Genomic DNA, 17,811 nt, shown 5'->3' with positions numbered 1-17,811 from the left:
TAGGCAGAGAAAATCCAAGCAAAACAACACGTTAGACGGTATTATTAATTCGCTTGCCGCTTAAGGTTCTGTACATGAGTGTTTAATTACAGTAGGCATTGGAAACTATGAAAAAGACAATTCTGGCTATTGCTATCCCGGCTCTGTTTGCATCCGCAGCTAACGCTGCCGTCATCTATGACAAAGACGGTACCACCTTCGACATCTACGGTCGTGTACATGCCCAGTACTTCGGCGAGTACGACTCCTACGATGCAGACGCAGATTCTTACTCCAAGAATGATGGTGAGCTGACCACCTATGCCCGTCTGGGCTGGTCCGGTAAAATGGCTCTGAATGACACCTGGTCTGGCGTTGCCAAAACTGAGTGGCAACTGGCCTCCGAAAACTCCTATGACAGCGACAAGCGTGAGCTGAAGGTTCGTCACATCTATGCTGGCTTCGATGGTTCCCAGTATGGCCAGTTCCTGTTTGGTCAGACAGAAACTGCTTTCTACAATGCAACCGTCGCCAAGACCGATATCTTCAACGACTACGGTGACATGGCCAACGTCTATGATGGTCGTCAAGAAGGTCAGGCTATCTATAACGGTCAGTGGAACGGTTTTGGCCTGAAAGGTGGCTACATCACCAACAACGGCAGCTATGATGCGAACTACGCTGGCTGGTCTGGTGTTGAAGGTAAAATGGACCACGGCTACACCCTGGGCGCAACCTATGACTTCGACTTTGGTCTGGGTCTGGCCGCAGGTTACGAGTCCAAGAGCTTCGAAGATGCCTCCAGCCTCACCATCACTTCCGAAAACGGTACTTTCAGTCGCGCTGATCTGACCGACAAGAATGACTGGGCTGTTGCCGCAAGCTACACCTATCAGGGTTTCTACTTCGCTGCCCTGTATAACGAATCCACCTACAAGTTCGACGGCTTCAACGATGCCAAGGCGCGTGGCTACGAGCTGGCTGCTTCCTACAACGTAGACGCCTGGACCTTCCTGGCTGGCTACAACTTCGCTGAAGCGAAAGTGGAAGGTGTAACTTCTTACGAAGACACCGTAGATTTCACCTCCATGGGTGTTGAATACGCCTTCAACTCCAAGCTGAAAGCTTACACCGAATACAAAATCCAAGGCCTGAGTCAGCAAGATGACGAGTGGACTGTTGGTATGCAATACAACTTCTAATCAAGGCTCCCTCTCATAGGGAATCGTGAAAGAGTTGATGAAACGGCCAAGCTTGCTTGGCCGTTTTGTTTTATCTGCCTTTCACCTCTTTCGCTTCCTTTCGACGTCCGGTGCTGCGCCAGGTCACGTTGTCTCTTTTCCGCCCTTGGCTCCTTCGTCGTAAATCGCTAGATTATTCAATTCGTTGAAGGATGGTTTGCCGACAGGGAAGGATGTCTTTGATCGATTTCACCCACCCCGAGTGGCGCGCGCTGGCACAGCAGTTGCTGAGCGGCGGTCCCCAGGCTGTTCGCGGTCGTCAATGGCAGCCGCTGATCGGCATGCTTCGGGACAACCAGTTGCTGCTGGCCCTTGGCAATCATCACTATGCGCTCACTTCTGCCGGGCACCGCTATCTGACCCGGGAGCTGATGCTGGCGAAGATGGCCAGTGCCCCGCCGGAACCCGAGGAGTGGCTGCAATCCCACGGCTGGCAACTAGGGGAGAGGGTCAACGAGCGGGTGCTGGCGGCCCTGTATCGCAAGGGGGAGGGTCATTTCAGCCCCATCGAGCAGATCGACTTCGAAGACAAGGGGATCCGGCTTTGCACTGATCTGCCCCTTCGTCTGCGGGCCGCACGGCCGTTCAGCCTGTTTCTCAGCGGCGGCACCCTGCTGGATGCCGCCCCCTGGCTCCAGACCCTGGGGGAGGTAGCGCTGCCAGCCCGCACCCTGGCGCAGCTTGGCAAGATCCTCTGGGGAGAGGGGGAGATACAGCGGGTGATCACGACCGATGCCGTCGGCGCCTTCGCCGAGTTGCCACTGCCCGCCGACGCTCTGCTGGTCTGGTATCCCGCCGAGGATCCCGGCACGCTGGAGCCCCTGATCGCCGCCTTGCCGCCCCAGACCCTCTGGAGCCACCTCACTGCCCTTGATCCGGCCGGGGTCGACAGAGTACTGGCATTGGCCCAGCGGTTGGGGAGACCGGCGAGCTGGTGGCTGCCCCGGGATCTGGTGCCCATCAAGGCGGCTTACGGGGCTCCCCTGGGGGATGGTCGGCCCTGGGAGCCGAGCCGTATCCCCCGTGCGCTGCTGGGACAGTGCAATGATCTGGTGGAGTCGAATCGGGGTCTGTCGGTCGAGGTGTGTGCCCTGGCACCGGATTGGCACGGGATTGGTTGAGGCGGCGCCGAGAAAGCGGTTTTCCCCTATGGAAGGCAGTGGTATAAAGAGCTGACGAAGCGCTCCCTGGACGGGCGCTTTTGTTTGCCAACCTACTTTGCCAGCCAACGAACTCAACGGACTACAGGGAATACCATGTTTGAAAAGGTTGTTGCCGCCCCAGCGGATCCGATCCTGGGCCTGACCGAAGCCTTCCGTGCCGACACTCGCAGCCACAAGATCAATCTGGGGGTCGGTATCTACAAGGATGAGACCGGTGCCACTCCTATCCTTCACTGCGTCAAGCAAGCCGAGCAGAAGCTCTTGACCGACGAGAAGACCAAGAACTACCTCGGTATCGAAGGCAATATCGAATACGGCCGCATCGTGCAGCAACTGCTGTTCGGCCGTGATGCCGCCCTGGTGACCAGCGGCCGCGCCAAGACGGCGCAGGCACCGGGCGGTACCGGTGCCCTGCGCATCGCCGCCGAGTTCGTGGTACGCAACAATCTCGCCAAGACCATCTGGATCTCCGATCCCACCTGGGCGAACCACGTCAGCGTGTTCCAGGCGGCCGGTTTGACCGTCAAGTGGTACAAGTACTACGACGCCGCCACCAAGGGGCTCGACTTCGCCGCCATGCAGGCCTCCCTGTCTGACGCGCAGGCGGGGGATCTGGTGCTGCTGCACGGCTGCTGCCACAACCCGACCGGTATCGACCCCACCACCGAGCAGTGGCGCGCCCTGGCCAGGCAGAGTGCCGCCGCCGGCTGGCTGCCGCTCTTTGACTTCGCCTATCAGGGCTTTGCCCGGGGTATCGAAGAGGATGCCGAAGGCCTTCGCATCTTCGCCGAGTACCACGACGAGCTGCTGGTGGCGAGCTCCTTCTCCAAGAACTTCGGCCTCTACAACGAGCGGGTCGGGGCCTTCACCCTGGTCTGCGCGACCAAGGCGGTGGCCGACGTCGCCTTCACCCAGGTGAAGACCGTCATTCGTGCCAACTACTCCAACCCGCCATCACACGGCGCCGCCGTTGTCACCACCGTGGTGAGCGACCCGGCCCTCTATGCGGAGTGGGTGGAAGAAGTGGCCGCCATGCGGGTGCGCATTCGCGAGATGCGCGAGCTGCTGGTGGAGAAGCTGGCCGAGCGGGGGGTGAACCAGGATTTCAGTTTCATCCGCGAACAGAACGGCATGTTCTCCTTCTCCGGTCTCTCCAAGGATCAGGTGGAGCGCCTCAAGAGCGAATTCGCCATCTATATCGTCGGCTCCGGCCGGATCAGCGTGGCAGGCATCACCCGCGCCAACATTGATCCCCTCTGCGACGCCATCGCCAAGGTGTTGTAAGAGAGAAGCATCTGCGCCAAGCGCCTTGCTTCAGCCATAAAAAGCCCGCCGTGTCGGCGGGCTTTTTCATTTTCAGGCATCAGCGGCGCCGCTTGCTGCTCCCCTGCAGGGAGCCGAGCACCCCGCGCATCAGCTGGCGTCCCACCTCGTTGCCGAGGGTGCGGGCCACGCTCTTGGCGGCGGTCTGCACCACCCCGTCATGCTGGCCACCACGGGGGCCGGTGCGACCGAACAGGATGCCATTCAAGGCATCCAGCAGACCGCCGCCCTGGTCGGTCTGTGGGGAAGCGGTCTCGTCACCGGCGGCGGGCGATGTCTCTTGAAGTCGCTCGAACGCGGACTCCCTGTCCTCCTGGGTGTCGTATCTGCCGTAGAGCAATGAGCCCTGAATAAGCGCCTGGCGCTCGGCCGCGCTCAGGGGGCCGATGCGGCTGGCCGGGGGCGCGATGAAGGCGCGCTCCACCACGCTGGGCCGCCCCTTCTCGTCGAGCAGGGAGATGAGCGCCTCCCCGACCCCCAGTTCAGTGATGGCTCCGGCGGCGTCGAAGGCAGGGTTGGCCCGCAGGGTGTTGGCGGCGATGCGTACCGCCTTCTGATCGCTCGGGGTGAAGGCGCGCAGGGCGTGTTGCACCCGGTTGCCAAGCTGCCCCAGCACGCTGTCGGGGATGTCGGCCGGGCTCTGGGTCACGAAATAGACGCCCACCCCCTTGGAGCGGATGAGGCGCACCACCAGCTCAATTTTCTCCAGCAGTGCCCTGGGCGCATCCTTGAACAGCAGGTGGGCCTCGTCGAAGAAGAACACCAGCTCGGGCTTTTCCGGATCCCCTATCTCGGGCAACTGTTCGAACAGCTCGGAGAGCAGCCAGAGCAGGAAGCAGGCATAGAGGCGGCTGGACTGGGTGAGCTTGCCGGCGGCCAGCACATTGATATGGCCGTGGCCCGCGCCGTCGGTCTGCATCAGATCCTGGATGTCCAGCATGGGCTCGCCGAAGAAATGATCGCCGCCCGCGCTCTCCAGGGTGAGGAGGTTGCGCAGGATGGCGCCGATGGAGGCGGTCGACACATTGCCGTAGCGGGTGGTGAGAGTCTTGGCGTGCTCCCCCGCAAACTGCACCATGGCCCGCAGGTCTTTCAGATCGAGCAGCAGCAACCCCTCGTCGTCCGCCACCTTGAACACCAGCTCCAGCACCCCGCTTTGGGTGTCGTTGAGGCCGAGCAGGCGTGCAAGCAACAGAGGCCCCATGTCGGAGACGGTGGCCCGCACCGGGTGGCCCTCTTCGGCGAAGAGATCCCAGAACAGGGTGGGGCTGGCGGCAAAGTCGGGTGCCTGAAGGCCGAGCTGGGCCAGACGGGCATCCAACTTGGCAGAGGGGGTGCCGGCGGCGCCTAGGCCGCTCAGATCCCCCTTCACGTCTGCCAGAAAGACCGGCACGCCGAGGCGGGAAAACCCCTCCGCCAGCACCTGCAGGGTGACTGTCTTGCCGGTGCCGGTGGCCCCGGTGATAAGGCCGTGGCGATTGGCCATGGCGGGGAGCAGGGAGAGGGGGTTGCCATTGGCATGGGCCAGCGTGAGCGGTTCGGCCATGGTGGGCTCCTTGTTTCGAATGGGGGTCGAAAAACAACGGGTTACAAGGAGTGTGGTGGCAGAGGCAGACGATGGCAAGGCACGCCGCCCGAGACAAGGACGGCGTGCTGGCAACCTAGCGGGGGCGGGTCAGTTTGCCCAGTTGCAACAGCAGCAGGGTGAGCAAGGCGCCAGCGGCAGCGCTCAGCACCGCCAGCAGCAGGCTGCCGAGCAGGAAGGGGGGCACCAGGATAGCCGCTTCCTGCTCCAGCCAGTGCAGGGACCAGGTGAGATGGAAGGGGGCTGGCGTCTCGTTCAGCACCAGGCAACCGGTACGATAGGCGTAGAGGTACATGAAGGGGAGTGTCAGCGGGTTGTTGAACCAGACCGCCAAGAGGGCCAGCGGCAGGTTGAAGCTGAAGGCCAGCACCAGGGCGACGGCCACCAGGGAGTGCATGGGCATGGGGACCCAGCTGGCGAACAGCCCGGCCGCCACGGCGCCACAGAGGGCCCGTGTTCCCCCTTGCCAGAGGGCGGGGGTCAGCAGTCGCTCGCCAAAGAGGGCGAACCACTTCTGTTGGCGCAGGGTATCGGGGTCAATCTTGAAGCGGGCCAACCAGCGATTCAGCATGGGCGCGCCACCTTGCGTTTTTGCCACTGGCGGACCGTGCTCAGGCGCCAGCCCGCGCGAACCAGGAGATAGCCGACGAGGGCGCTCAGCAGAGCAAGCACCAGGGAGCCCAGCAAGAGCGGCGGGGCCACCGTCTCGAACACCGACACCAGCCAGGCCCAGGTGAAGGTGATCTCGATGTGCTGGGAGGGTTGCCCCAGCAACTGGCAGCCCACCAGATAGGCGCCATAAAACAACGGTGGCATGGTCAGGGGGTTGGAGAGCCAGACCAGGGCCACCGAGAGGGGCAGGTTGACCCGGCAGGCGATGGCGCCGCCAGCGGCCAGCAGCATCTGGCAGGGGAGGGGAACCCAGGCCATGAAGAGGCCGACCGCACAGGCACCGGCGGCGGAGCGCCGGTTGAGATGCCAGAGATTGGCATCCAGCAGCAGCTTGCCAAAGAGTCGCAAGTGCTTGTGTTCCTTGAGGGTCGCCGGGTCGGGTAGCCAGCGCTGTATGATTCGTTTGGGCATGTTCTGAACCTTGCTAAATACTTGCTCCATGGATCTGCGTCTGTTGTCGTTTGCCCTGGGGGCAAGCTCCTCACTGCTTTGGCCATGGTTGCCTTCATGGGAATGGGGTGGCCTGATGCTGCTGCTCGCGCTTCCTCTCGCCGGTGGTCGTTGCTGGCGGCTGCTGTTTCTGCTGCTCGGCATCCTCTGGATGCAGGTGAATTTGCACTACCGGCTTGCCTGGCTGGATCAACTTGGCAAAAAAACGAGCCACATCATAACCGCACACGTGCAAAGTACGGAGTCTTCGGGAGAGAAAGAGGGGGATAAATTTGCGCGCCTGCTGCTGCGCCTCGACACCCTGGACGATCGCCCCCTCATCGTGCCACCCCTGGTGCGGGTCAATGCCTATCAGGTGTTGCCGCCGTTGCCTGCCGGCAGCCGCGTCACCCTGGTGACCTCTCTCAAGCCGGCCCATGGCCTGGCCAACGAAGCGGGGATGGATGGGCGGCGCCTGCTCCTTGGCAAGGGAATCACCGCCACCGGCAACCTGCGCCGGGTCATCGCCCTGGATGCCGTGCCCCCGGGTGTGCGCGATCGCTGGCTGGCGGCGGCGAGTCGCGCCTGGGAGGGGATGGCGCAGGCCCCCCTGCAGGCGGCCCTCACCTTCGGGGAACAGGGAGGGATCACGGATGCCCAGTGGGAGCTCTTTCGCGGCAGCGGCCTGACCCATATCATCGCCATCTCGGGCCAGCATATCGCTCTGGTGGCGGTGCTCGGCTGGTGGCTCGGGCGGCTGTTCGGGCTGCGCGTGGCTATCTGCGTGTCACTCCTGTTCGCGGCCACCTACAGCTGGCTGGCGGGGTTTGCGGTGGCCACCGAGCGTGCCCTCATCATGGTGCTGGTGTGGAGCCTGCTGCGCTGGCTAAAGCGGGACTGGCCGAGCCACCGGATCTGGCTGTGGGCCTTTGTGGTGCTGACATTGTGGGACCCTTTCGCCCTCTATTCGGCGGGGTTCTGGCTCTCTTTTCTGGCGGTGGCCCTGCTGTTGCTGGCGAGCCTGTTGCACGATCGCCCCGGCCTGGTGCGGCTGCAACTTCTGCTGCTGCTCGGATTGCTGCCCCTGCAACTGCTGCTGTTCGAGGGGATGGCGCCCCTGGCGTTTCTGCTCAATCTGCTGGCACTGCCGCTGTTCTGCCTTGTCATCATTCCCCTGGCGCTCATCGGCGTGCTGGTGGCGCCCCTCTCCACGTTGCTGGCCCACGGCCTGCTCTGGGTCTCCGCCTTTGGCCTGGAGTGGATGCTGTGGGGGCTCACGCAGCTGGGGGATCGCCTGCAGCTCTGGTGGCCGGTGCCCGGCTGGCTGATGCCCGCCAGCGCCCTGCTGATCCTGCTGTGGACGGGATGGCATCTGCCGGGAGGGCGCGCCCTGGGGGGGCCGGTGGCGGCGGCCCTGCTGCTCGCCCTCTGGCCTGCTCCCGCTTCCTGGCAGGTGCGGGTGCTGGACGTGGGGCAGGGGCTCTCGGTGCTCGTCACCCGGGGGGATCGGGCCATCCTGTTTGATACCGGGGATCGCTACCCCGGGGGCTACAACATGGCGGATGCGGCCATCCTGCCCCTGCTCAACCGGCTCGGCATCCGGGTGATCGACACCCTGATCATCAGCCACAGAGACAGGGATCACGCGGGCAACCGGCAGGCTCTGCTGCAGAGCATGGCGGTACGCCGGGAGCTCTCCTCCTTCCCCTTTGCACCGGCTACCCAGGCCTGCCGCCGAGGTCAGCAGTGGCACTGGCAGGGGCTGGATGTGCGGGTGCTCTGGCCCCTGGCAGCCGGGGCGGGGCGCAACAACGACAGTTGCGTGGTGCAGCTGGACGACGGGCGTCATCGGTTGCTGCTGAGCGGCGACATCGAGCAGCAGGCGGAGCGCCGCCTGCTGGCGCTGGAGGAGGTGGAGGGCGCGGGGCTGGCCAGCACCCTGCTGGTGAGCCCGCATCATGGCAGTCGCACCTCCTCCACGGCCCCCTTCGTGGCGGCGGTGCAACCTGCCTTCGTGGTGCACAGCGCAGGCTTCATGAACCAGTGGAGCTTTCCCCGCCCCGAGGTGGTGGCGCGATACCAGGGGGCGCGGCAGTGGGTCACGGGGGAGGCGGGCGCCATCCTGATCGAGCCGGGGGACGGGGGGCTCAGGATCCGGGCCGAGCGAGAGCAGGGGCCCTGGTACAGGCGTGGCGGCCCCTGGTGGCAGCCGCAGGTATGGGTAAGGGAGTGAGGATCCGGTGAGCCTGCCCGGCAAGGGGCGGCCTTCATTTGTGACCCGGGTTGTAGCCATCGCGCCAGCGGCGCTTGGTGTAGCTCCAAGGTTTGGCTAGAATAGCCCGTCATTTCCCTTATTAACGGCTATTCATGCAACAAGAAACCTCACAAGAGAGCTGGACCGTCTTCAAGCGCCTGCTCGGTTATGTCCGGGATCGCAAGCTGGGTCTGGTGGGCGGCATCATTGGCATGCTGGGTTACGCGGCCGTGGATACCACCTTCGTCTACTCCATCAAACCGCTCATCGATCAGGGGCTCAACGGCAACGACAGCAGCGTGCTCAAGTGGATGCCCTTCTTCGTCCTCGGCATCGTGGCTCTGCGCGGCTGCGCCGCCTTCCTCTCCAACTACTGCATGGCCTGGGTCGGCAACCACGTGGTGATGCGCCTGCAGCAGCAGGTGTTCAGCCACCTGATGGCCATGCCCATGAGCTTCTTCGACCGCCAGAACACCGGCAACCTGCTCTCCAAGGTGACCTATGACGCCGGTCAGGTGTCGTCCGCCGCGAGCTCGACCCTGGTCTCCCTGGTGCGGGAAGGGGCCACTGTCATCGGTCTGCTGGGCCTGATGTTCTGGCACTCCTGGCAGTTGTCGGTGATCTTCCTGGTGGTGGGGCCCCTGGTCGGGATCCTCATCAGCATCATCAGCCGACGTTTTCGCAAGATAAGCCGCCACATCCAGCAGGCGGTGGGTGACATCACCACCTCCACCGAGCAGATGCTCAAGGGGCACAAAGAGGTGCTGATGTTCGGGGGCCAGGAGGTGGAGGACAAGCGCTTCTACCAGGTGAGCAACCGGATGCGCCAGCAGACCATGAAGATGGTCGCCGCCGACGCCATCGGCAGCCCCATCGTCCAGATGGTGGCCTCCGTGGCCCTTGCGGTCTTCCTCTATGTCGCCACCATCGACAGCGTCAAGGCGACCCTGACTGCGGGCACCTTCACCGTCATGGTCACCTCCATGATGATGCTGCTCAAGCCGCTGAAAAGCCTGACCGACGTGAACAACCAGTTCCAGCGCGGCATCACCGCCTGCCAGAGCCTGTTCGGTCTGCTGGACTCCACTCCGGAGCAGGACACCGGCACCCGCACCCTGGAACGTGCCCGAGGTGAAATCGAGTTTCGCAACGTCACCTTCACCTACCCGACCAAGGAAACACCGGCGCTGCGCAACATCAGCTTCAAGGTGGAAGCGGGCAAATCGGTGGCCCTGGTGGGTCGTTCCGGCTCCGGCAAGAGCACCATCGCGAGCCTCCTGACCCGCTTCTATGACATCGAAGAGGGGGAAATTCTGCTGGATGGCGTCAACATCCGCGAATACCGCCTGAGCGAGCTGCGCAAGCAGTACGCCCTGGTCTCCCAGCACGTGCACCTCTTCAACGACTCCGTGGCCAACAACATCGCCTACGCGGCGGAAGAGAAGTACAGCCGCGACGAGATCCAGCAGGCGGCCCGCATCGCCCATGCGGACGACTTCGTCAGCAAGATGCCGGAAGGCTATGACACCGTCATCGGCGAGAACGGCGCCTCCCTCTCCGGCGGCCAGCGCCAGCGCATCGCCATCGCCCGCGCCCTGTTGCGGGACTCTCCGGTGCTGCTGCTGGACGAGGCCACCTCGGCCCTGGACACCGAGTCCGAGCGCCACATCCAGGCGGCCATCGACGAGCTGTGCAAGGCACGCACTTCCCTCGTGATCGCCCACCGCCTCTCCACCATCGAGAAGGCGGACGAGATCCTGGTGATCGACGAGGGACACATCGTCGAGCGCGGCAACCACCAAACCCTGATGGACATGCATGGTACTTATGCCCAGCTGCGGGCCATTCAGTTTGGTAATACAGCCACGGGTAACAAGGGCTGATGCTGGCCAGACTCTGGTACGGGAACAGCCTCTGGCGCTGGGGGCTGGCCCCCTTCGCCCTGCTGTTTGCCCTGATCAGCGGCGTCCGCCGTCTGGGGTATCGCCGGGGCTGGCTCAGCGCCTATCGGGCCACCCTGCCGGTGGTGGTGGTGGGCAATCTCTCGGTGGGGGGCAACGGCAAGACCCCGGTGGTGGTCTGGCTGGTGGAACAACTCCAGGCCCGGGGCTGGCGCCCCGGCGTGGTCAGCCGCGGCTATGGCGGCAAGGTGCCCCATTACCCCTATCGACTGGATGAGAGCAGCACCCCGGCCGAGGCCGGGGATGAGCCCGTGCTCATCGCAAGGCGCTGCGGCTGCCCCGTGGCGGTGGCCCCCAGACGGGCCGATGCGGTGCGGTTGCTGGAGCAAAGCGGTGAGGTGGACATCATTGTCACCGACGACGGCCTGCAGCACTATGCCCTGGCCCGTGACATCGAACTGGTGGTGGTGGACGGGGCGCGCCGCTTTGGCAATGGCTGTCTGCTGCCCATGGGGCCGCTGCGCGAGCCCACGACCCGCCTCAAGCGGGTGGACGCCATCATCTGCAACGGCGGCGAACCCGCCCGTGGCGAGTACGCCATGCGCCTGGTGCCGGATACCCTGCGCCGGGTGTGCGACGATGCGCCTCTCACGGCCCCCCTCTCGGGGCCGGTGGATGCCCTGGCGGGCATCGGCCATCCCCCCCGTTTCTTCGCCACCCTGACCGCCCTTGGTTACGAGCTGGTGCAGAGCGTCGGCTACGGGGATCACCAGGCGTTCGACGCCGCCGAGCTGCTGGCCCGCTTCGGCCAGCGCCCCTTGCTGATGACCGAGAAGGATGCGGTCAAGTGCCGCCCCTTCGCCCCGGACAACTGGTGGTATCTGCCGGTCAGCGCCGAGCTGCCCGATGCCCTGGGGGAGGCGCTGCTGCGCACCCTGGGCCCGCAGCCCGGGGGGGACAAGCACCAGGCGCCCTGACCGGGCGCCACCGGATTGGAACAGACGGCCAGTGCCCGGACTCGGGGGCTGGCCCTGCACATTGACATGCCAGGCAAGATCGCCTGTGGGAAATCGTTAAAGGAGTTTCGTTGTGGCACTGGATATTAAACTGCTCGACATCATCGCCTGCCCGGTCTGCAAGGGGAAACTGCACTATCAAGCGCACGCCGAGGGCCCTCAGGAGCTCATCTGCCGCTTCGACAGACTGGCCTATCCCCTGGAGGAGGGGATCCCGGTGCTGCTGGAGAACCGGGCCCGTCACCTGGCGCTGGAAGAGCTGAAGCCATGAGTTTCGTCGTCGTCATTCCTGCCCGTTACGCCTCCACCCGGCTGCCGGGCAAGCCGCTGGCCGACATTCACGGCAAGCCCATGGTGCAGCACGTGGTGGAGAAGGCCCTGCAATCGGGCGCCGATCGGGTGATCGTCGCCACCGACGACGAGCGGGTGCAGCAGGCCCTGTCCCCCTTTGCCGCCGCTGCCGGGTTCGAGGTGTGCATGACCTCACCGGATCACCAGTCCGGCACCGAGCGTCTGGCCGAGGTGTGCCGTCACTACGGCTTTGCCGCCGACACCATCATCGTCAATGTGCAGGGGGACGAGCCCCTCATTCCCCCCGTCATCATCCGCCAGGTGGCGGACAACCTGGCCGCGGCCAGTGCGCCCATGGCGACGCTGTCGGTGCCGATCAGGGATGCCGAAGAGGCGTTCAATCCCAATGCCGTCAAGGTGGTGACCGACCGGGAGGGGTATGCCCTCTATTTCAGTCGCGCCAGCATCCCCTGGGATCGGGACCGCTTTGCCCAGAGCCGTGAGCAGATTGGCGATCACTACCAACGCCACATCGGCATCTACGCCTATCGCGCTGGCTTCATCCAGCGTTACGTGGACTGGGCACCGAGCGTGCTCGAGCAGGTCGAAGCCCTGGAGCAGCTGCGGGTGCTCTGGTACGGGGAGAAGATCCACGTGGCCCAGGCGCTGCAAGCCCCGCCGGTGGGGGTGGACACCCAGGCCGATCTCGACAAGGTGCGAGCGCTGCTGGCCGGTTGAGGCTGGCGGAACGGCTTTGATGCAATACGGCGCCCCAGGGCGCCGTTTTTTAATTGATTCTTTGTATAATGATTTGATTTAAAACGGATTTTACGAGAAATTTCAAACTTTTCCCGCCCATGGTTTGCCAAATCATCGAGTTTGGTTATGATGCAAGACGCCGTGTTAACCCTAACTGGCATATAACGAGATAAAAAACGGGGTGTTTGGGTGATTAATGTATTCCTGGTCGATGATCATGAGTTGGTGCGTACAGGGATAAGACGCATTTTGGAAGACGTCCGCGGGATCAAGGTGGTGGGCGAGGCGCAGAGCGGGGAAACCGCGGTGGCCTTCTGTCGGCAACATCACCCCGATGTGATCCTGATGGACATGAACATGCCGGGCATCGGCGGTCTGGAAGCGACCCGCAAGATCCTGCGGATCCGCCCCGATGTACGCATCATAGTGCTGACCATTCATTCAGAAAATCCGTTCCCCACCAAGGTGATGCAGGCGGGCGCCGCCGGGTACCTCACCAAGGGGGCCGCGCCGGACGAGATGATCCACGCCATTCGCCTGGTTCACTCCGGTCAGCGTTACATCTCCCCGGAGATCGCCCAGCAGATGGCCCTGAGCCAGTTCGCCTCCGCCGACGAGAACCCCTTCAAGTCCCTCTCCGAGCGGGAGCTGCAGATCATGATGATGATCACCAAGGGGCAGAAGGTGACCGACATCTCCGAGCAGCTCAACCTGAGCCCGAAGACGGTCAACAGCTACCGCTACCGCCTGTTCAGCAAGCTGGGGATCAACGGCGACGTGGAGCTGACCCATCTGGCCATTCGTTATGGCATGCTGGATGCCGATACCCTGTAACGGGGGTGTGTGGACACCAAAGGCGGCACCGGCCGCCTTTTGCTTTTTGCCGCCCCGGCGCAGTATGCTCTGTGCCGTCTTCTGCTTTCACCCGTGAGCCGAGTTGCCGATGAGCCTCTTTTCCTATCCCTGTTTGCCGCAGACGCTGACCCAGTCCCTTGCCCGTTGCCGGAGCCAGCATGACCTCGTCTGAACCTCTCTTCGACAGCAAGGCGTTTCTCGGCGCCGTCACCCACCAGAGCGGCGTCTACCGCATGTACGACAGCGGCGGCACCGTCATCTACGTGGGCAAGGCCAAGGATCTGAAAAAACGGCTCGCCTCCTATTTTCGGGTCAACGTCGACAGCATCAAGACCCGCACCCTGGTGCGCCAGATCGCCGACGTGCAGGTAACGGTCACCCACACCGAGACCGAGGCGCTGATCCTCGAGCACAACCTCATCAAGCAGTACCAGCCTCGCTACAACGTGCTGCTGCGGGACGACAAGTCCTACCCCTGGATCATCATCACCGACCATCAGCACCCGCGTATCGGTGTCCATCGCGGTGCCCGCAAGGTGAAGGGGGAGTATTTCGGTCCGTATCCTTCCGGCGGTGCGGTGCGAGAGAGCCTGCACCTGATGCAGAAGATCTTTCCGGTGCGCCAGTGCGAGGATGCGGTCTATGCCAACCGCACCCGCCCCTGCCTGCTCTACCAGCTCAAGCGCTGCGCCGGCCCCTGCGTGGCGGGGCTGGTGAGCGAGGCGGAATACGCCCAGCAGGTGGCACTGGCCAAGCTGTTCCTCGCGGGCAAGAACCAGCAGGTGATAGGGGAACTGGTGGGCAAGATGGAGTCCGCCAGCGGCGATCTGCGCTTCGAGGAGGCGGCCCGCTATCGGGATCAGATCCAGGCCCTGCGCCGGGTCACCGAGCAGCAGTCGGTGAGCGGCAACGTGCTGGACGAGCTCGACGTGGTGGGGGTCGCCTTTGAGCAGGGGACCGCCTGCATCCACGTGCTCTTCATCCGCCAGGGCAAGGTGCTGGGCTCGCGCAGCTACTTCCCCAAGGTGCCGGCCGACACGCCGCTGGAAGAGGTGGTGCAATCCTTCCTGCTGCAGATCTACCTGTCGGGGCAGGGGGGGCGGCAGATCCCGAGCGAGGTGCTGCTGGACGTGGCGCTGGAGGATGAGAGCGTCATCGCCGAGACCCTGAGCCAGACTGCTGGCTACAAGGTGCGGGTGGTGAGCCGGACCCGCAGCGAGCGGGCCCGCTTCATCAAGCTCGCCGCCATCAACGCCCAGACCGCGCTGCGCTCGCGCCTCGCCCACAAGAGCACCATCACCGCCCGTTACGATCAGCTGGAGGAGCTGCTGGAGCTCGAGACCCCCATCGCCCGCATGGAGTGTTTCGACATCTCCCACACCATGGGGGAGCGCACCGTGGCCTCCTGCGTGGTGTTCAACCGGGAGGGGCCGCTCAGCTCCGAGTACCGCCGCTTCAATATCGACGGCATCACCGGTGGCGATGACTACGCCGCCATGGAGCAGGCGCTGGAGCGCCGCTTTGGCAAGCAGCAGGAGCCGGACAAGGTGCCGGACGTGCTCTTCATCGACGGCGGTCTTGGCCAGCTGCGCCGCGCCGAGGAGATCCTGGCGCGCCAGTTGGAGTTTCTCGGCGGCAAGTATCCGCTCCTGGTGGGCATCGCCAAGGGGGTGACCCGCAAGGCGGGGCTGGAGACCCTGATCCTGGGGGATAGTCACGAAGAGCTGCACCTGCCGGCGGACATGCCCGCCCTGCACCTCATCCAGCACATTCGCGATGAATCCCACCGCTTCGCCATCACCGGCCACCGGGCCAGACGGGCAAAGGCGCGTACCACCAGTACCCTGGAAGACATTCCCGGGGTGGGACCGAAACGGCGGCAGGCGCTGCTCAAATACCTGGGTGGCCTGCAGGAGGTGAAAAAAGCCGGGGTGGACGAGCTGGCCAAGGTGCCCGGCATCAGCCAGGAGTTGGCCCAGTCCATCCACGACGCATTGCACTCGCTCTAGCGCTGCCTTTGGTGTGAAGGTGGTCACGCCAGGGGGCATCAGGGCGTGCCGCCTGCGCACAAGAGCCGTGACGCAGGGGGCTCCCAAATGCCATAATGACCGGCATCCTGAGGTTATTGATGGATTAATGGACCAAGGCGGGCGCCAGTTCGGTTGCATCCGCGATCGGCTTGGGGCTACCATGTAGCGGCATACAAGAAGTGGCTGAAAATAATGACAAATATTCCTAACCTGCTGACGTTCTTTCGGATTTTGCTCATCCCCGTCTTCGTCATCCTGTTCTACCTTCCCTATCAGTGGTCCTACATGGCGGCGGCCATCGTCTTTATCCTGGCGGCCGCAACCGACTGGTTTGACGGCTATCTTGCCCGCAAGCTGAACCAGTCCACCGCCTTTGGCGCCTTCCTCGATCCGGTGGCCGACAAGATCATGGTGGCGTCGGCCCTGGTGGTCATCGTCGAGCACTACAACACCGTCTGGGTCACCATCCCCGCCATGACCATGATTGGCCGGGAGATCATCATCTCCGCCCTGCGTGAATGGATGGCCGAGCTTGGCAAGCGCTCCTCGGTGGCCGTCAGCTGGATTGGCAAATGGAAGACCATGATCCAGATGGTGTCGCTCACCGGCCTCATCTGGCAATACGACATCTGGATGGTGTGGCTCGCCTATGTGCTGCTCTACGTGGCCACCGTGCTCACCTTCTGGTCCATGTTCCAGTACATGAAGGCCGCCTGGGGCGATCTCAGCTACCACTCCCGGTTCTAGTCCAAACGGGAAGATGGCCGTTTCTCTGCCACTGGCGCCGAGAAACGGCCATGAGCTGCAAAAGTGTGGGACAAGGGTAAAAAACACCCGAACGATCAGCGTATTAAATGTTTTTGGTTGACTGGGCGGGGAACATCGCTAGAATGCGTTCTCACAGTCAGGCAGTCAGCCAGACCGATGCGGGAATAGCTCAGTTGGTAGAGCACGACCTTGCCAAGGTCGGGGTCGCGAGTTCGAGTCTCGTTTCCCGCTCCAAATTCAGACAATAGAGAGTTCCTCTCTTTTGCATGGCGCGTTAGCAAAGCGGTTATGCAGCGGATTGCAAATCCGTTTAGTCCGGTTCGACTCCGGAACGTGCCTCCATATTGACAAGCCCGCCCGCGGACTTGATACCGATTGCGGTGCCTGAGTGGTGAAATCGGTAGACACAAGGGATTTAAAATCCCTCGACGTTCGCGTCGTGCCGGTTCGATTCCGGCCTCAGGCACCATTAAAAATCCTGTCTGGTCAACAGGTTAGCGTGGCAAGTGCGGCGCTAGAAGCTCTGAAACTGCGGTTAAGACACTCACATAACGCGAAATTACGCGAAAGAGGTTTTAACCATGGCACAAGTACGAACCGTATCCGGTAAGCGCGGCAAGACTTACCGAGTTCAAATGATGCGCAATGGTCAGCGCATAGATAAGTCGTTTCCGAGAAAAAAAGATGCGGAAGCGTTTTTGTCGCGCCTCACTGTGTGCGATGACCTAGCGGACGCCATGACGTCCGTCTCCCTCACTACAATCCCCCTTTCTGATGCAATCCGCGATTATCTCGATCAGTACACTGGTCGTGATACTTCTGGCATTCAGCGCCTTGTCTGGTGGTCTGATCGCTTGGGTGACAAGCCTGTAGCCTGTGGGCAAGATCCAGCGCCAACACATCAAAGACGCCTTAGTTGCGCTAGCCAAAGACGAGAAGTCCCCCGCCACCATCAACCGCTATAAGGCCGCCATATCCGCTCTGTTTGAATGGTTTAATGATCGGCACGACACCAAGCACAATCCCGCCCGTGAGATTCGCCAGCAAGCTGAAAGCGCAGGGCGTACCCGCTTTTTATCTGATGCCGAGATAGGCCGTCTACTCGATGCCGCTAGCAATAGCCGTTGGGAGCGTCTGCACCTGCTAATCCATATGGCGCTAGCTACAGGGGCACGGCGCAGCGAGCTGATCAATTTGAAATGGTCGGACATAGATTTTCAGCGCAAGACTGCACACCTAGAGCAAACCAAGAACGGAGACAGGCGGACGCTAACCCTCACAACAGCCGTCCTTGAAGAGCTGATGCCATTCCGGCAGGTTGGCGATGCCTACCTATTCCCTCACCCTGGCAAGCTGTACGGGCCTTTTGCTGAGTTCGATCACCACTGGCGAGTCTGCCTAGTCAAATCTGGTATCAGCGATTTTCGATTCCATGACTTGCGGCATTCCAGCGCCTCCCTAATGGCTACCTGATTACCCATGACCCTCAGCCAGCTTCAAGAGCCGATATGGCATCGGAGGGCTTGCCACGACTGCATGCCCCAA

Annotated in this window: 15 protein-coding genes and 3 tRNA genes; 15 read left to right on the top strand and 3 right to left on the bottom strand. The window is 62.7% G+C overall.

Features of this window, described 5'->3' with window-relative positions:
* Positions 1 to 107: 107 nt before the first annotated feature.
* From PG892_RS18045 to PG892_RS18035, 3 genes are all read left to right on the top strand, one after another.
* On the top strand, positions 108 to 1,181 hold the full coding sequence (locus PG892_RS18045; protein ID WP_113070051.1) for a porin: 1,074 nt from the start codon (positions 108 to 110) through the stop codon (positions 1,179 to 1,181).
* Positions 1,182 to 1,399: 218 nt separating this feature from the next.
* Complete coding sequence (locus PG892_RS18040) at positions 1,400 to 2,341, top strand: hypothetical protein (RefSeq protein ID WP_183149738.1); 942 nt, start codon at positions 1,400 to 1,402, stop codon at positions 2,339 to 2,341.
* A gap of 135 nt (positions 2,342 to 2,476) precedes the next feature.
* Positions 2,477 to 3,667, top strand: coding sequence for an amino acid aminotransferase (locus PG892_RS18035; protein WP_270807341.1), 1,191 nt, complete (start codon positions 2,477 to 2,479; stop codon positions 3,665 to 3,667).
* A 79-nt stretch (positions 3,668 to 3,746) separates the two neighbouring features.
* Here the strand turns inward: PG892_RS18035 and PG892_RS18030 are convergent, their stop codons facing one another.
* From PG892_RS18030 to PG892_RS18020, 3 genes are all read right to left on the bottom strand, one after another.
* Positions 3,747 to 5,252, bottom strand: coding sequence for a helicase HerA-like domain-containing protein (locus tag PG892_RS18030; protein WP_270807342.1), 1,506 nt, complete (start codon positions 5,250 to 5,252; stop codon positions 3,747 to 3,749).
* Positions 5,253 to 5,367: 115 nt separating this feature from the next.
* The gene (locus PG892_RS18025) at positions 5,368 to 5,862 is read right to left on the bottom strand and encodes a DUF2062 domain-containing protein (RefSeq protein WP_042017571.1); all 495 of its coding nucleotides are present in this window, start codon (positions 5,860 to 5,862) and stop codon (positions 5,368 to 5,370) included.
* Positions 5,856 to 6,374 carry a DUF2062 domain-containing protein gene (locus PG892_RS18020; protein WP_039040274.1) on the bottom strand — a complete coding sequence of 173 codons (519 nt, stop codon included), beginning with the start codon at positions 6,372 to 6,374 and terminating at the stop codon, positions 5,856 to 5,858. The genes PG892_RS18025 and PG892_RS18020 overlap by 7 nt, the downstream gene beginning before the upstream one ends.
* Before the next feature lie 115 nt (positions 6,375 to 6,489).
* Between PG892_RS18020 and PG892_RS18015 the strand changes: the two genes are divergently transcribed.
* From PG892_RS18015 to PG892_RS17960, 12 genes are all read left to right on the top strand, one after another.
* Positions 6,490 to 8,625: a DNA internalization-related competence protein ComEC/Rec2 gene (locus PG892_RS18015; protein WP_270825636.1), complete on the top strand. Its 2,136-nt coding sequence runs from the start codon at positions 6,490 to 6,492 to the stop codon at positions 8,623 to 8,625.
* A gap of 134 nt (positions 8,626 to 8,759) precedes the next feature.
* Entirely contained in the window at positions 8,760 to 10,529 is a 1,770-nt protein-coding gene (gene msbA, locus PG892_RS18010) for a lipid A ABC transporter ATP-binding protein/permease MsbA (RefSeq protein ID WP_042014329.1), read from the top strand.
* A complete protein-coding gene (gene lpxK / locus PG892_RS18005) occupies positions 10,529 to 11,524 on the top strand; it encodes a tetraacyldisaccharide 4'-kinase (protein WP_264787640.1) in 996 nt (331 codons plus the stop codon). The genes msbA and lpxK overlap by 1 nt, the downstream gene beginning before the upstream one ends.
* Before the next feature lie 112 nt (positions 11,525 to 11,636).
* On the top strand, positions 11,637 to 11,834 hold the full coding sequence (locus PG892_RS18000; RefSeq protein WP_010675233.1) for a Trm112 family protein: 198 nt from the start codon (positions 11,637 to 11,639) through the stop codon (positions 11,832 to 11,834).
* Positions 11,831 to 12,592 carry a 3-deoxy-manno-octulosonate cytidylyltransferase gene (gene kdsB, locus PG892_RS17995; RefSeq protein WP_128345586.1) on the top strand — a complete coding sequence of 254 codons (762 nt, stop codon included), beginning with the start codon at positions 11,831 to 11,833 and terminating at the stop codon, positions 12,590 to 12,592. Before PG892_RS18000 ends, kdsB begins: the two co-directional genes overlap by 4 nt.
* A gap of 210 nt (positions 12,593 to 12,802) precedes the next feature.
* Positions 12,803 to 13,447 (top strand): UvrY/SirA/GacA family response regulator transcription factor, encoded by a 645-nt coding sequence (uvrY, locus tag PG892_RS17990; RefSeq protein ID WP_010675231.1) that lies wholly within the window; start codon positions 12,803 to 12,805, stop codon positions 13,445 to 13,447.
* A 179-nt stretch (positions 13,448 to 13,626) separates the two neighbouring features.
* Positions 13,627 to 15,477 (top strand): excinuclease ABC subunit UvrC, encoded by a 1,851-nt coding sequence (gene uvrC / locus PG892_RS17985; RefSeq protein ID WP_270825635.1) that lies wholly within the window; start codon positions 13,627 to 13,629, stop codon positions 15,475 to 15,477.
* Between the two features lie 213 nt (positions 15,478 to 15,690).
* On the top strand, positions 15,691 to 16,245 hold the full coding sequence (pgsA, locus tag PG892_RS17980; protein ID WP_104454371.1) for a CDP-diacylglycerol--glycerol-3-phosphate 3-phosphatidyltransferase: 555 nt from the start codon (positions 15,691 to 15,693) through the stop codon (positions 16,243 to 16,245).
* 179 nt (positions 16,246 to 16,424) lie between these two features.
* Positions 16,425 to 16,500: transfer RNA gene (locus PG892_RS17975), tRNA-Gly, on the top strand.
* 34 nt (positions 16,501 to 16,534) lie between these two features.
* Positions 16,535 to 16,608: transfer RNA gene (locus PG892_RS17970), tRNA-Cys, on the top strand.
* A gap of 40 nt (positions 16,609 to 16,648) precedes the next feature.
* A tRNA-Leu gene (locus PG892_RS17965) sits at positions 16,649 to 16,735 on the top strand.
* Between the two features lie 407 nt (positions 16,736 to 17,142).
* Positions 17,143 to 17,739 (top strand): tyrosine-type recombinase/integrase, encoded by a 597-nt coding sequence (locus PG892_RS17960; RefSeq protein ID WP_270825634.1) that lies wholly within the window; start codon positions 17,143 to 17,145, stop codon positions 17,737 to 17,739.
* The last annotated feature ends 72 nt before the right edge of the window (positions 17,740 to 17,811 follow it).

The sequence above is a fragment of the Aeromonas sp. QDB68 genome (genome assembly GCF_027707405.1).
In the GTDB taxonomy this organism is placed as follows: domain Bacteria; phylum Pseudomonadota; class Gammaproteobacteria; order Enterobacterales; family Aeromonadaceae; genus Aeromonas; species Aeromonas caviae.
This window is presented reverse-complemented; position numbering and strand designations above follow the sequence as displayed.

Coding starts and splice junctions, on each gene's coding strand:
- PG892_RS18045 (WP_113070051.1), top strand. CDS start 108: ATGAAAAAGACAATTCTGGCTATTGCTATCCCGGCTCTGTTTGCATCC.
- PG892_RS18035 (WP_270807341.1), top strand. CDS start 2,477: ATGTTTGAAAAGGTTGTTGCCGCCCCAGCGGATCCGATCCTGGGCCTG.
- PG892_RS18030 (WP_270807342.1), bottom strand. CDS start 5,252: ATGGCCGAACCGCTCACGCTGGCCCATGCCAATGGCAACCCCCTCTCC.
- PG892_RS18025 (WP_042017571.1), bottom strand. CDS start 5,862: ATGCTGAATCGCTGGTTGGCCCGCTTCAAGATTGACCCCGATACCCTG.
- PG892_RS18020 (WP_039040274.1), bottom strand. CDS start 6,374: ATGCCCAAACGAATCATACAGCGCTGGCTACCCGACCCGGCGACCCTC.
- PG892_RS18015 (WP_270825636.1), top strand. CDS start 6,490: ATGCTGCTGCTCGCGCTTCCTCTCGCCGGTGGTCGTTGCTGGCGGCTG.
- msbA (WP_042014329.1), top strand. CDS start 8,760: ATGCAACAAGAAACCTCACAAGAGAGCTGGACCGTCTTCAAGCGCCTG.
- lpxK (WP_264787640.1), top strand. CDS start 10,529: ATGCTGGCCAGACTCTGGTACGGGAACAGCCTCTGGCGCTGGGGGCTG.
- kdsB (WP_128345586.1), top strand. CDS start 11,831: ATGAGTTTCGTCGTCGTCATTCCTGCCCGTTACGCCTCCACCCGGCTG.
- uvrC (WP_270825635.1), top strand. CDS start 13,627: ATGACCTCGTCTGAACCTCTCTTCGACAGCAAGGCGTTTCTCGGCGCC.
- pgsA (WP_104454371.1), top strand. CDS start 15,691: ATGACAAATATTCCTAACCTGCTGACGTTCTTTCGGATTTTGCTCATC.